Source organism: Microbacterium sp. S1037, assembly GCF_048381605.1.
GTDB lineage: Bacteria > Actinomycetota > Actinomycetes > Actinomycetales > Microbacteriaceae > Microbacterium > Microbacterium testaceum_B.
Window position 1 is genome coordinate 349,561 of sequence record NZ_JBLWIG010000001.1, and the last position, 13,268, is coordinate 362,828.

Consider the following 13,268-nt stretch of genomic DNA (forward strand, 5'->3'; position numbering starts at 1 on the left):
ATCCGATTCGTCCGATTCCGGTGAGCCCTCGACCCGCGTCGCGCCGATCGGATCTCGGCGAACCGAGAACTGATTCCGCGAATCGGACAATACCCAGTGTGAGCACACACGACGGCGACATCATCGTTCGGTCCCTGACACACGGGGCCGCCTTCGCCGACCTCTACGACCGGCACCAGCGTGTCGTTCACAGATACGTCGGTCGGCGCCTCGGGGCCGCCGTCGCCGAAGACATCACCTCCGAGACGTTCCTCGTCGCCTTCGACCGCCGCGCCTCATTCACCGGCGGTCTCGACGCCCGCCCGTGGCTGCTCGGCATCGCAACCGTGCTCATGCAGAAGCACGCCCGGCTCGAGGCCCGCGCCTGGCGGGGGATGCACGCTGCCGATATCGCCCGCGTCCATGTCGACGACATCGAGACAGCCGACGAGCGGATGGATGCCGACAGCCTCGCGCCGCACCTCGGCTCCGCGCTCGCCGACCTCTCGCGCGGCGACCGCGACGTGCTGCTCCTGCACACCTTCGGCGACCTCGACTACGCCGGGATCGCCGAGGCCCTCGGCATCCCTCTCGGAACCGTCCGCTCGCGCCTCAGTCGGGCGCGACGGAAGGTCCGCGCCGCCATCGCCCCGCACGTGACCCCGGCACCGCGCCGAGAAAGAGAGAACCACCGTGGATGAGATCTCGCTGTTGAACCGCGTCCGGGCCGACGTGCCCGAACGCACCCCGGACGACGTGATCCGCGGCCGCGCGGCGCTGCTGCGCGCGATCGAGGCACCCGCCACGGCGCCGGGCCGACGTCCGCGCCGCCCGTGGATGTGGGTCGGCTCCGCGGTCGCTGCGACCTGTGCCCTCACCGGGGTGTTCGTCTTCGGCGGAGCCCTGGGCGCTCCGGGCGGCGCCGATCCGGCCGCCGCCGCCGTCCTCGGCGCAGCAGCTACGGCCGCGCGCGACGTCGTCGACCCGGTCGTCGGTCCGGGGCAGTATCTCGAGGTGCGGACGGATGCCATCTACGCGGCGTCGGGAACGACGGAGGCGGACACAGAGGAGGCGCGCGAACGCGACACCACCACCGAGGCGAGCGACGTCACGTCGTTCCTCGAGCGAGACCTGCGGGCACTGTGGGTACCGGCTGACCGATCCGCCGATTGGATCGAGGTGCGGTGCGCGCGCGTTCCCGTCCAAACATTCGGACCCCGCTCCGAGACGTTCGCCGCCGAGTCGGGCGGTGTGGAAGACAACGCGCGGCAGGTGTTCCCGGGGGGAAAGACCGAATACGGCGCCCCCATCACGATGCTCGATGCCGACTCGGCCGCCGACCTTCCGCGCGACCCTCACCAGTTGCTGGAAAGGATCTACCAGGAGAACGGCAACGCCGGTCCCTCGCGCGACGGCGAGGCACTCGTGTGGCTCGCCGACCGGCTGCGTTCGGGCACCGTGCCGGCGGAGTTGCGCTCGGTGTTCTACGACACCGCCGCGCTCATCCCCGGCGTCACGATCACCGAGGAGCAGGCGACCCTGAACGGCCGGACCGGCACGGCGATCGGCCGCGACGAGGGCGAGAACGGCTTCCGTCAGGACATCATCATCGACCCCGCGACGGGGGAGTTCATCGGCGAACGGCAGGTACTCCTGCGCCCCGGCGCCGACATGCCCGCGGGCACGGCCACCGGCTCCACGTCGGTGACCACCACGGTGGTCGACGCGGTGCCCGAGGGGACGAGCCTGTGCGAGGGATGACCGGCATCGGCCCCGCCGACCTCCTGCTGCCGCCGACGCACGTGGTGATCCTGACGGGGGAACCGGATGCCGTCGCCCTCGCGTTCCCGGAACGCCGGTCCCGCTAGCCCTGCACGCAGATTCGGAGATGCGCTACAGATTCGGATGAGATCGCTCTTGGCATCCGGATCCGGTGCGCATCTCCGATTCTGCGCGCGATCGAGGCCGGAAGCGCGCCCCGGACTCAGGCCCGGAGCGCCGCCTCCGCGATCGTCGCGGACGTTTCCTCGTCGCGCATCCACAGGGGTGCCACGACCGCACGGATCCCGGCGGCCTCGACCTCGGGCGCCGCGGCGGCGTCTTCCTCGGCCAGCAGCCACGCGTCCAGTACTCCGCCCGCCGACCGGGCGCCGTAGTGCCGAGCGACCGCGGCCGCAGACGTCTCGACGCCGATCGCCGTGAGGCACACGTCGGCCATCCCGCGCACCACCCGCCCGCTGATGATCGGAGAGACCCCGACAACGCGCGCCGACGTCGCGCGAAGAGCGTCCCGGATGCCGGGAACGGCGAGGATCGGCCCGATCGACACGACGGGGTTCGACGGCGCAAGGAGCACCGCATCGGCCTGCGCGATCGCCTCCGCGACACCCGGGGCGGGCGTGGCATCCGGGATCCCGGGGTTCTCGAACGCGCGCGGAGGCAGTTGCGCGCGGTGCCGCGTCCACCACTCCTGGAAGTGCAGACGCCGCCCGTCCTCGAGCAGAACGTGCGTGTCGACCTCGCTGTCGGTCATGGGCAGGAGCCGGATGCCGAGCGGCCAGCGCTCCGCCATGCGCGCGAGCACCTGGGTCGGGGTGAGCCCCTCGCGCAGCCACCCGGTGCGCGCGAGGTGGGTACCGAGGTCGAGGTCGCCGAGCGTGAACCACGGCCACCCCGCGCCCCACGCCTGCAGTTCCTCGTTGACCCGCTCGGTATCGCCCGCGCGGCCCCACCCGCGCTGGGTGTCGTTGACGCCGGCGAGGGCGTAGGTGATCGAGTCGACATCGGGCTGCAGGCGGACGCCCGAGAGCCACAGGTCGTCACCCGTGTTGACGACGACCGTGGCTTCGGGCGCTCCGAGCCGACGAAGGGCGGCGCGGACGCCGAGGGTGAACTTCGACCCTCCGACTCCACCGGCGAGGACGACGACGCGAGGTACGGAAGACTCCATCAGGACAGTCTTCCACCGCTGCGGTGGGTGCGAGCGTCAGGGCGACACGGCCGCGACCGGCCGCCACGTCGCACGCCGACGGCGCGGTCGGCGAGCGTCGGCCGGACGCGGAACCACGAGCGCCGGGCGGCGCCACAGCACGAGGGCGGCCACGGCCACAACCGCGAGCGCGAGCGACAGGACGACAAGGGCGGCGGCGAAGAGCATGCGTCCAGCCTCGCGAGATCGCGGCCCCGGCACATCGGCACAAAGGACGACGTTCCTCCCCCGCGAGGATGAGATCGCCGCTACTGCGCCAGCAGCGTCGGGTCCAGCGCCTCAGCGGCCGCCTTCGCCGCACCCGGCAGCGCGTCGAGCACCTGCTCGAGCGCCGCGTCGTCGTGCGCGGCCGTGAGGAACCACGCCTCGAAGACGCTCGGGGGCAGCGAGACGCCGGCATCGAGCATCGCGTGGAAGAACGGCGCGTACCGGTACGACTGCTGCGTGAGGGCCGTGGCGTAGTCGCGCGGCACCTCGGGCAGGAACGCGACGCCGAACAGCGAACCGGCGCGCGGTACGGCGTGCACGACGCCCTCGGCCGTCAACGCGGCGTCCAGGGCATCGGCGATGCGGGATGCCGACGCGTCGACCGCCGCATACACCTCGGGCGTCGCGAGCCGCAGCGTCGCGAGGCCCGCGGCCACCGACAGCGGATTGCCCGACAGCGTCCCGGCCTGGTACACCGGCCCGAGCGGCGCGAGGTGGTCCATGACCTCGGCGCGACCGCCCAGGGCGGCCAGCGGCATCCCTCCCCCGACGACCTTGCCGAACGTGAGGATGTCGGGCAGGTAGGTCTCTCCCTGCGACGCCTGCAGGCCCCAGAAGCCCGCGGGGTGCACGCGGAAGCCGGTGAGCACCTCGTCCATGATGAGCAGCGCGCCGTGGCTGTGCGCGATGTCGGCGATCGCGGCGTTGAAGCCCGGGAGCGGCGGGACGACACCCATGTTCGCGGATGCCGCCTCGACGATGATCGCGGCGATGTTCTCGCCGTGCACCGCGAACGCCTCGCGCACCGCGTCGAGGTCGTTGTAGGGCAACACGAGCGTCTGCGCGGCGATCGGCGCGGGAACCCCGGCCGAACCCGGCAGCGCGAGCGTGGCGACACCGGATCCGGCTGCGGCCAGGAGCCCGTCGGAGTGCCCGTGGTAGTGCCCGGCGAACTTGATGAGCAGGTCGCGCCCGGTGACGCCGCGCGCGAGGCGGATCGCCGTCATCGTCGCCTCGGTACCCGTCGAGACCAGGCGAACCTTCTCGACGGGCTTCAGGTCACCGACCTGCACGCGGTGCGCGATCAGGTCGGCGAGCTCGACCTCGGCTCCGGTCGGCGCGCCGAAGGACAGACCCCGGGATGCCGCCTCCCGCACCGCATCGACGACCTCGGGGCGCGCGTGACCCAACAGCGCCGGGCCCCACGAGGCGACCAGGTCGACGTACTCGCGACCCGCGGCATCCGTGATCCGGGGCCCGGACGCCGATTGCACGAACCGCGGCGTCCCCCCGACGGAGCCGTACGCCCGCACGGGCGAGTTCACCCCGCCCGGGATGACGTCCTTGGCGCGCGCGAACCACTGGTCGTTGAGGTCAGTCATGGCATCCATTCTTGCGGGCGGGCGCGCGCGAGGGGTCGACAACTGTCGCTTCACCGCCGCGCAGGCGACAGAAATCGACCCCTCACGGGCGCGGCGCGCCGGCCTACAGGTCGGCGCGGAGCCAGCGGGCGGCCTCGAGCGCCCAGTACGTCAGGATCGCGTCAGCGCCGGCACGACGGATGCCGAGGAGGCTCTCCATGATCGCGCCGCGGCGGTCGATCCAGCCGTGAGCCGCGGCAGCCTCGACCATCGCGTACTCGCCCGAGACCTGGTACGCCCAGACGGGCACGTCGACCGAGGCCTTCACGTCGGCGAGCACGTCGAGGTACGGCAGCGCCGGCTTGACCATGACCACGTCGGCGCCCTCTTCGACGTCGAGCAGCGCTTCGCGCACGCCCTCGCGGCCGTTGCCGGGGTCGAGCTGGTACGAACGCCGATCGCCCTTCAGCTGCGAGTCGACCGCCTCCCGGAACGGACCGTAGAAGGCCCCCGCGTACTTGGCCGAATAGGCGAGGATCAGCGTGTCGGTGAAGCCCTCGGCATCCAGGGCTTCGCGCACCGCGCCGACCTGGCCGTCCATCATCCCGGACAGCCCGAGCATCGCCGACCCCGCGCGCGCCTGCGCCAGCCCCATCGCGGTGTAGCGCTCGAGGGTCGCGTCGTTGTCGACCGACCCGTCGGCCTGCAGGACGCCGCAGTGTCCGTGGTCGGTGAACTCGTCGAGGCACAGGTCGGTCTGCACGACGAGCGCATCGCCCACCTCGGCCACCACCGCCTCGGTCGCGAGGTTCAGGATGCCGTTCGGGTCGTCGGCCCCGGAGCCCACGGCGTCGCGCGTCTCGGGGACACCGAACAGCATCACGCCGCCGATGCGCTCTTCCGCGGCCTCGGCGACGGCACGGCGCAGGGAGTCGAGCGAGTGTTGAACGATCCCCGGCATCGAGCCGATCGGGCTCGGCTGAGTGATGCCCTCGCGCACGAACATCGGCAGCACGAGCTGCGAGGGCACGAGGTGCGTCTCGCGGGCGAGACGGCGGACGGCGGGAGTGCGCCGGAGGCGACGCGGGCGGTGCTCGGGAAAGCTCATGAGGTCGATTCGTCGGGGGCGAGGGGGAAGCGGGCCACGGCTTCGATGAGCGACTCGACGGTCTGCTTCTCGGCCACCACGTCGACGCTGAGCCCGGCGCGCTTGGCATCCTTCGCCGTGCGCGGACCGATCGCCGCGATGACGGTGGATGCCGGGATCTCGGGGAACTGCGCGACCACCTGTTCGGCGACGGAGCCGCTGGTCACGAGGATCGCGTTGATGCGCCCCGAGTGGACGTCGCCGGCGATCTTCTCGGTCACCGGCACGCCGACCGTGCGGTACGCCACGACGCTGCGGACATCGTGGCCCGCCTCGATCAGCAGGCGCGTGAGCACCGGCTTGGCGATCTCGCTGCGCAGGGTCAGCACCTTGCGCGGCTCGGACTCGAGGTCGATCATCTGCTCGGCCATGCCCTGGGCGGAGTTGTCCCGCTCGGGGACGAGGTCGACGCGATAGCCGACCGCCTGCATCGCCGCAGCAGTGGTCTCGCCGACGACGGCGACCTTCGTCTCGGCGGGGATGACGGCCCGATAGGCGTAGAGCACGTCGACGGTGGTGGCGCTCGTCAGCGTCAGCCAGTCGAACGCACCCGCGGCCAGGTCGGCGAGCGCCTGCTCGAGCGTGGCCTGGTCGTTCGTGGGCGCGAAGTTGATGAGCGGCGCAATGACCGGGACCGCTCCGCGCTGGCGAAGGCTCGCCGCGACACCGTCACCCCAGGGCCCGCCGCGCGGCACGAGCACGCGGCGGCCGGCGAGCGGTTTGGGCACGCTGCCTGTCGAGGTGGTCGGCGTGTGCCGGTGGCCTTCATTCATGTGGTCGACTCTCGTGGTACCAGGTCGGCCGCCCCACGTTCGAGCAACCGACGCGCGGCTTCTCGGCCTATCCGCGCTGCCCGCGCGATGAGACCCCCGTCGTCGGCAGCATCCGCTCCATTGCCACTGCCCGTTTCCCGAGCATACCCCGGGTCGGCGCGCACGGGCTCGGCGCGCACGGGCTCGGCGCGCACGGTCCGGTCGATGCCGATGCGATGCGCCCCGTCCAGCGCATACACGACGGCACGCAGCCGCAGATCGCCGTCCGCGATCGACGCGTGCGTTCCGACGGGCGCGTGGCATCCGGCATCCAGAACCGACAGCACCGTCCGCTCCGCGGTGATCGCGGCGCGCGTGGCCTCGTCGTCGAGCGCAGCCAGCGCCGCGAGGGTGTCAGCGCCGATGTCGGCGCGCGTCTCGACGGCGAGCGAGCCCTGCCCCGGGGCCGTCGGCCACTCCGCGAGGCCGAGCGCTTCGGCGCGCAGCCCACCCAGCTCTCCGCCCAGGCGCGAGATCCCCGCGGCGGCGAGGATGACGGCATCCAACTCCCCGTCGCGCACGCGCGCGAGACGCGAGTCGACGTTGCCGCGGATGTCGTGGATGTCGAGGCGCGGGTTGTGACGGAGCGCCTGCGCGATCCGGCGCGGCGAGCCCGTCCCCACGCGCGCACCCGCCTCGAGGGCGTGCAGGGGGGTGCCGTCGCGAGTGACCACGACGTCGCGGGCGTCCTCGCGCGGCGGCGTCGCGGCGATCACCAGCCCCTCGGGCTGCGCGGTGGGCAGGTCTTTGAGCGAATGCACGAGGAAGTCGCAGCGGCCGGCGGCGAGCGCCTCGCGCAGGCCGTTCGCGAACACGCCGCGGCCGCCGAGCTGCGAGAGAGAGGCCCGGTTGACGTCGCCCTCCGAGACGATCGGCACGAGCTCGACCTCGCGGCCCGACGCCGCCGCGACGGCGTCGGCCACCATCTGGGACTGCGCCAGGGCCAGCGCGCTGCGCCGGGTGCCGAGGCGCAGGGGGGCGGTCACTGGAGGATCTCGGGGATCTCGTCCAGCGTGACCAGGCGACCGGTGTAGAACGGCACCTCCTCGCGGACGTGGCGGCGAGCCTCGGTGTAGCGGAGATCGCGCATCATGTCGACGAGGTCGGTGAGCACGTCGGCCTCCATCGGCAGGAGCCACTCGTAATCGCCGAGGGCGAAGGATGCCACGGTGTTGGCGATGACGCCCTTGTAGGCGGAGCCCTTCTTGCCGTGCTCGATGAGCATCTCGCGGCGCTCGGCCTCGGGCAGGAGGTACCACTCGTAGCTGCGCACGAAGGGGTAGAGGCACAGCCACTGCTGCGCCGGGATGCCGCGGAGGAAGCCGGGCACGTGCGAGCGGTTGAACTCCGCGTCGCGGTGAACGCCCATCGCGTTCCACGTCGGGAGGAGGTTCTTCAGCAGCTCGGTGCGGCGGAGGCGCCGCAGGTCGCGCTGGAGGGCCTGCGGGTCCGGGCCGTGGAGCCAGATCATGAGGTCGGCGTCGGCGCGGAGCCCGCTGACGTCGTAGAAGCCGCGGACGGTGACACCGTCGGCCTCGATGAGGGCGGTGAGATCCGCGAGCTCGGTGGCATCCGAAGCGGTCACCGGGTTCTCGGGGTCGCGGCGGAGGATGGCCCAGAGCGTGTAGATGGAGGAGCTGTCGTCGGACATGCCTCTCAGTCTCGTCCGGTGCACGCGGTCGATCAAACCGATTGGCTCACTCCCGAGCCTTTTCGCGCAGCGGGATGCGCCGGTGGGCCGACGGTTGGTACTGTGCCCCGACGGCGTCGGGGGACGCCCGCCGAAAGGGTGCCCCATGTGGCTCTACGACTTCCCCATGGCTGTGGGGCTGCCGCTGTTCATCATCTTCGTCGTCGGGATCTCGTGCGGCATCCTGCTCGTTCTGCGCAAGTGGGTCTTCCGGGTCGCGCCGCAGGGTGAGGAGTGGGACCGCGTCCTCAGCTACGCGGTCGGCGCGTACGGCGTGTTCTACGGCGTCACCCTCGCCCTCATCGCCGCGGCCGCGTATGGCAACTTCACCGAGGTCGACGGCATCGTGCTCGAGGAATCGTCGTCGCTCGCATCGCTCTACCGCACGGCGACGCTGCTCCCCGAGCCGCAGCAGGACGAACTGCAGAACCAGATCGTGCAGTACACCCGCGCCGTGATCGACGAAGACTGGCCCGAGCAGCGGCGTCTGCAGTTGCCGTCGGAGTCGGATGCCAACATCACCGGCATGCAGAAGGCCATCGACGCCGTGCAGCCGACGTCGGCGGTGGAGGTCGTGTACGTGCAGGAGGCGCTCGAGCAGTTCCGGCAGCTCGTGCACGACCGCCGCGACCGCATCGCGCTGACGCACCTCGCCCTCCCGGGTGTGCTGTGGATCGTGCTGGCGGTCGGCGCGCTGCTGAACGCGGTGCTGCTCGGACTCATCGAGGTGCGGAACCTGCGGATCCACCTCCTGATGTCGGGGATGCTGGCCCTGTTCGTCGCGCTCCTGCTCTACGCGATAGCCGGCTTCGACCACGCGTACGCCGGCCCGATCGCGGTGTCGCCGGAGTACTTCCAGGACCTGCTCGACGGGTTGTTCGTCAACGAGCCGTAGGCGGGCGGCTCCCCTGCGGTCGATGCCGCGGACCGTCAGGCGGAGATCGTGCACGACACGCCGGTAGCCGGGGCCCTCAGCGGCGTGTCGGCGCCGGACTCCGCACGACGGCACGCCCACGGCATCCGGAACCGAGGCGGCGGTCACCGGCCCGCGGCGGACCGTCAGGCGGAGTTCGCGGCAGACACGCCGGTAGCCGACGCCCGCCAGCGGCGTGTCGCCCCCGGACTCCGCACGACGGCACGCCCGCGGCATCCGGAACACATCCGAAACCGCACGACGAAGCGGCCCGCCCCCGGCGGGGGAACGGGCCGCTTCGGGAAACCTCAGCGCGTGTACGCGCGGACGATGCCCCAGACCGCGAAACCGACGAGGCTCGCGACACCGGCGACGACCGCTGCGGCCGCACCAGGATTGCGCTGCGCGCTCTCGCGCACGTCGCGGATCTTCTGATCGACCGCCTCGCTCGCGCGGCGCGGGATGTTCGCCTTCTCCTCGAGGGCGGCGAGCGCCGCCTTCAGCTCCGCGCGCGCGGACTGCACCGGGTCGGTGATGCCGAGCGGCACAGCGGTGCGGGGTACGGGGACGGGACGCTCAATACTCACTGCCGGCCTCCTTCACGATGCGGACGTCTTCGGCGATCGCCTCGCCCGGGTTCTCGCGGTTCGACAGCTTCTTGAACCGCAGCCATCCGAGCAGGGCGAGCACCGCGGTGATGACGATCATCACGCCGAACACGATCAGCGCCGCGGCCCACACCTGCAGCCAGAGCGACAGCAGGGCGATCACGAACGCGAAGAACACGGGGACGGCCCAGAACACCACGATCAGCGCGCCGACGAACCAGCCGGCACCGATCCCGGCGTCTTTCGCCGTGCGCTGCGCCCAGGCCTTCGCCCCGTTGATCTCGGCGATGACGAGGTTGCGGACGAGCTCGGGGATGTCGCCGATCAGCGTGAACAGGCTGTCGTCGGAGCGATCGCGGAACCCGCGAGGAGTGGTCATGCCTCAGCTCCCGGACGAGGTGGAGCCGCTCTTGGCCGCGCGAGCGCGCGTGGTCGCGGTCTTCTCGGCCTGCTTCGCGTCGTCGACCGAGTCCTCGACCACGTCGGCCACCTCGGATGCCGACTGCTTGGCCGCCTTCGCTGCCCGCTCCGCGCGCTCCTGGGCGGTGCCGGACTGGGTGGCGGCGCCGGTGACCGACTTCGCGCCCTTCCAGACCACGCCGGGGACGGACTTCAGAGCCGACACGCCGAAGGCCTTGACCTTCTCGACCTGTCCCTGGACGACGGGCTGTTCCCAGACCTTCTCGGCCTGCGCCTTGATCTGCTCGTACCGTTCGCGTCCCGCGCGTGCACCGAGCACGTAGCCCGCCACGAGTCCGACGACGAGTGCTGCTTTGCCCCTCATGGGGTCTCCTCACGCTCGATCGAGTGCTGGTCGACTCTCACGATAGTCACGTATTCCGATTCCGGCATCCGCCCTTGACAGACCGCGACATCTCCGCGAGGAGAGTGCCGGTCAGTGATGCCACAGGGCGGCGCTGCGGACCCGGTCCGCCTCGGCGCGCGCGTCGGGGATGACCTGGGCGAGCCCCGTCCCCGCGACCCATGCCCCGGTCACCCCGAGGCCCGCCACCGCGTGCACCGCTCCGCGCGCCGCGGCGGTCTCGGCCGCGCGACCGATGGTGGCCGCGGGTTGCGACTGCACGTAGCGCACGCGCCGCGCGGCGCGGAGGGTGGATGCCGGCAGCTCGACGCCGAACATCGCCGCCGCCTCCGACAGCGCGAGGCGAGCCGCGGCATCGTCGTCGAGGTCGGCGGTCGCCGGCTCTTCGCCCTGGGCTCCGAACGACACCCGGACGACGTGGACGCCGGGGTCGGTGGCATCCCGAACCCAGTCCCACTTCGCCGTCGAGTGCGTGAGAGCTTTCGCCACGTGGCTCCCGGGCACGGTGAGCACACCGGTGCCGCGAGGGGCGGCGTCGAGCACGGGCGCGTCGAGCACGAGGGTGACGACCTCGACCACGGGGGCCACGGGGTCGCCCACCTCGAGCGCGGGCACGACGGGCGCGAGGAGAGCTCGCGCGGGCCCCTCGGGGAGCGCCATGATGACGGCTTCGGCGTCGAGGGGTTCCGCGTCACCGGAGATCACGACGCGCCACCCGGTGCCGTTCGGCTCGAGGGCGTCGACCGACGCCTCCGTGTGCAGCTCGACCCCGAGCTCGACCAGCTGAGCGACGAGGGCGTCGACGAGGCGCGACATCCCCCCGGCGATGCCCTGCACGGCCCCACCGGGAGCGGGCGCTTTGCGGCCGTCCGCGACGGGAACGTCGGAGGCCGGGGCATCGGCGGGCTTGGCGTCGGCACGGCTGAGACGCATCTCTGCGACGGCGCCCGACAGCGAGCCCGTGCGGGTGAGGGCGGCGTTCAGTCCGGGCGCGGCGAGATCGACGTCGATGTCGTCGGGCCGCGCGGAGTACACCCCGCTCGTGACCGGCGCGACGAGGCGGTCGAGCACACGCGCGCCCATCCGGGTGCGGACGAGCGTGCCGAGGCTGCGCTGATGCCCGATCGTCAGCGGCGGCCGCAGGCGATCGAGGTAGGCGCGCCAGGTTCCGCTCCACCCGATGATGCGGCGGACGTCGGGGGCGAAGGGATTGTCCGGGATGCCGAGCACCCCACCCTTCGGCAGAGGAGCCGCCCCGACCCCCGGCACTCCCGCGACCCAGGCACCGGCGGGGTTCGGGGAGACGACGGCGTCGGCGAGTCCGAGCTCGTCGAGGAGGGTGCGGACCACGCCGCCGCGCGTCGCGAAGCTCTCGGCCCCCACATCGAGGGTGAGACCGCCCACCTCCGCCGAGCGGACCACGCCGCCGAAGGCCTCGGAGGCCTCGAGGACGGTGACGCGCAGCCCGACCTTGGCGCACTCCCGGGCCGCGACGAGGCCGGCGATCCCGCCCCCGGCCACGACGACGTGCGTTTCGGACGCCTGCCGCGCGAGGCGCGCGAGCGGGTCGCTCACGCGTTCGCCCCGAGCTCGGTCTCGCCGTGCGCGAGCTCGCCATGCGCGTGCGCGACGATCCGCGTCAACACGGCGGGGTCGGTGTCGGGCGGAACGCCGTGTCCCAGGTTGAGGATGTGCGCGCGCGCCGCGCGTCCGCGCGCGAGCACGTCGTCGACGTGGGCTTCGAGGACGGGCCACGGGGCTCCGAGCAGCGCCGGGTCGAGGTTGCCCTGGAGCGTCACGTCGGGGCCGACGAGGGCCGCGGCTTCGTCGAGTGGCATCCGCCAGTCCACACCGACCGCGTCGGCGAGCCCGCCCAGGCGCATGTCGTCGAGGAAGGCCCCGGTGCCGACGCCGAAGTGGATGCGCGGCACCTCGATGCCCTCGAGCGCCCCGTGCGAGTGCGGAGCGATGAACTCGCGGAAGGTCGCGGGAGACAGCGACCCGGCCCACGAGTCGAACAGCTGCACGGCCTGCGCACCGCCGTCGATCTGCGCGTCGAGGAACGCGCGCGAAACGCGCGCGAGCCAGCCGGCCAGGCGGTGCCACGACGCGGGGTCGGCGTGCATCATGCCGCGCGCCCGCAGGTGCTCCTTCGAGGGGCCGCCCTCGACGAGGTAGGCCGCGAGGGTGAACGGCGCCCCGGCGAAGCCGATCAGGGGCACGGCGTCGTCGAGCTCGGCCGTCACGAGGCGGGCGGCCTCGCGCACCGGCTCCGCAGCCGCGGCGACATCATCCGGGTCGATCGCCGTGATGCGCGCGACGTCGTCGGCCGTGCGCACCGGGTCGGCGAACACCGGGCCGCGCCCGGGCTCGATCACGACGTCGACACCGGCCAGGCGCAACGGCACGACGATGTCGCTGAAGAAGATGGCGGCGTCCACGTCGTGGCGGCGGATCGGCTGCAGCGTGATCTCGGCCGCGAGGTGCGGCGTGAGGCACGCGTCGAGCATGCGGGTCCCGACGCGCAGCTCGCGGTACTCGGGGAGCGATCGCCCCGCCTGCCGCATGAACCAGACGGGCTGCCGTTCGGGACGGTCGCCGCGAAGGGCGCGCAGAAGAGGGGCATCGGGGGTGGCCATGGCATCCATTCTCCCATCGGGCGTACGCACGAAGAGGGGATGCCTCGACGTCGAGCGGCCGTCCGGAACACCCCTCGCACCCCGGGCGTAGAATGATCGG

General features: G+C 72.3%; 15 protein-coding genes. 3 read left to right on the forward strand and 12 right to left on the reverse strand.

Going from position 1 to position 13,268, the window contains the following annotated elements; all coding sequences use genetic code 11:
• Positions 1-98: 98 nt before the first annotated feature.
• Both ACMW4R_RS01480 and ACMW4R_RS01485 read left to right on the forward strand, forming a co-directional pair.
• Complete coding sequence (locus ACMW4R_RS01480) at positions 99-680, forward strand: RNA polymerase sigma factor (protein WP_241492220.1); 582 nt, start codon at positions 99-101, stop codon at positions 678-680.
• The gene (locus ACMW4R_RS01485; RefSeq protein WP_418298947.1) at positions 673-1,740 is read left to right on the forward strand and encodes a CU044_5270 family protein; all 1,068 of its coding nucleotides are present in this window, start codon (positions 673-675) and stop codon (positions 1,738-1,740) included. The genes ACMW4R_RS01480 and ACMW4R_RS01485 overlap by 8 nt, the downstream gene beginning before the upstream one ends.
• A gap of 223 nt (positions 1,741-1,963) precedes the next feature.
• Here ACMW4R_RS01485 and cofD read toward each other — a convergent pair whose 3' ends face one another.
• The 7 genes from cofD to hemQ form a co-directional block, all read right to left on the reverse strand.
• Entirely contained in the window at positions 1,964-2,929 is a 966-nt protein-coding gene (gene cofD / locus ACMW4R_RS01490; protein WP_058596526.1) for a 2-phospho-L-lactate transferase, read from the reverse strand.
• A 36-nt stretch (positions 2,930-2,965) separates the two neighbouring features.
• The gene (locus tag ACMW4R_RS01495; protein WP_418298948.1) at positions 2,966-3,136 is read right to left on the reverse strand and encodes a hypothetical protein; all 171 of its coding nucleotides are present in this window, start codon (positions 3,134-3,136) and stop codon (positions 2,966-2,968) included.
• 80 nt (positions 3,137-3,216) lie between these two features.
• Complete coding sequence (gene hemL, locus ACMW4R_RS01500) at positions 3,217-4,557, reverse strand: glutamate-1-semialdehyde 2,1-aminomutase (RefSeq protein ID WP_363336592.1); 1,341 nt, start codon at positions 4,555-4,557, stop codon at positions 3,217-3,219.
• Positions 4,558-4,660: 103 nt separating this feature from the next.
• Positions 4,661-5,644, reverse strand: coding sequence for a porphobilinogen synthase (gene hemB / locus ACMW4R_RS01505; RefSeq protein WP_418298949.1), 984 nt, complete (start codon positions 5,642-5,644; stop codon positions 4,661-4,663).
• Positions 5,641-6,456: a uroporphyrinogen-III synthase gene (locus ACMW4R_RS01510; RefSeq protein WP_058596528.1), complete on the reverse strand. Its 816-nt coding sequence runs from the start codon at positions 6,454-6,456 to the stop codon at positions 5,641-5,643. The genes hemB and ACMW4R_RS01510 overlap by 4 nt, the downstream gene beginning before the upstream one ends.
• Positions 6,453-7,481 carry a hydroxymethylbilane synthase gene (gene hemC, locus ACMW4R_RS01515; protein ID WP_418298950.1) on the reverse strand — a complete coding sequence of 343 codons (1,029 nt, stop codon included), beginning with the start codon at positions 7,479-7,481 and terminating at the stop codon, positions 6,453-6,455. The genes ACMW4R_RS01510 and hemC overlap by 4 nt, the downstream gene beginning before the upstream one ends.
• Complete coding sequence (gene hemQ / locus ACMW4R_RS01520; protein ID WP_058596530.1) at positions 7,478-8,146, reverse strand: hydrogen peroxide-dependent heme synthase; 669 nt, start codon at positions 8,144-8,146, stop codon at positions 7,478-7,480. The genes hemC and hemQ overlap by 4 nt, the downstream gene beginning before the upstream one ends.
• 145 nt (positions 8,147-8,291) lie before the next feature.
• On the opposite strand from hemQ, the gene ACMW4R_RS01525 reads away from it, so the two are divergent.
• Complete coding sequence (locus ACMW4R_RS01525; RefSeq protein WP_058614896.1) at positions 8,292-9,080, forward strand: DUF4239 domain-containing protein; 789 nt, start codon at positions 8,292-8,294, stop codon at positions 9,078-9,080.
• 326 nt (positions 9,081-9,406) lie between these two features.
• Here the strand turns inward: ACMW4R_RS01525 and ACMW4R_RS01530 are convergent, their stop codons facing one another.
• The 5 genes from ACMW4R_RS01530 to hemE form a co-directional block, all read right to left on the reverse strand.
• Positions 9,407-9,685, reverse strand: a complete 279-nt coding sequence (locus ACMW4R_RS01530; protein ID WP_081319221.1) for a hypothetical protein — start codon at positions 9,683-9,685, stop codon at positions 9,407-9,409.
• Positions 9,675-10,085 carry a phage holin family protein gene (locus ACMW4R_RS01535; protein ID WP_058596532.1) on the reverse strand — a complete coding sequence of 137 codons (411 nt, stop codon included), beginning with the start codon at positions 10,083-10,085 and terminating at the stop codon, positions 9,675-9,677. The genes ACMW4R_RS01530 and ACMW4R_RS01535 overlap by 11 nt, the downstream gene beginning before the upstream one ends.
• Before the next feature lie 3 nt (positions 10,086-10,088).
• Positions 10,089-10,490, reverse strand: coding sequence for a hypothetical protein (locus tag ACMW4R_RS01540; protein WP_418298951.1), 402 nt, complete (start codon positions 10,488-10,490; stop codon positions 10,089-10,091).
• 111 nt (positions 10,491-10,601) lie between these two features.
• Positions 10,602-12,104, reverse strand: a complete 1,503-nt coding sequence (gene hemG, locus ACMW4R_RS01545; protein ID WP_418298952.1) for a protoporphyrinogen oxidase — start codon at positions 12,102-12,104, stop codon at positions 10,602-10,604.
• Positions 12,101-13,168, reverse strand: coding sequence for a uroporphyrinogen decarboxylase (gene hemE, locus ACMW4R_RS01550; RefSeq protein WP_081319222.1), 1,068 nt, complete (start codon positions 13,166-13,168; stop codon positions 12,101-12,103). Before hemE ends, hemG begins: the two co-directional genes overlap by 4 nt.
• Positions 13,169-13,268 lie beyond the last annotated feature (100 nt).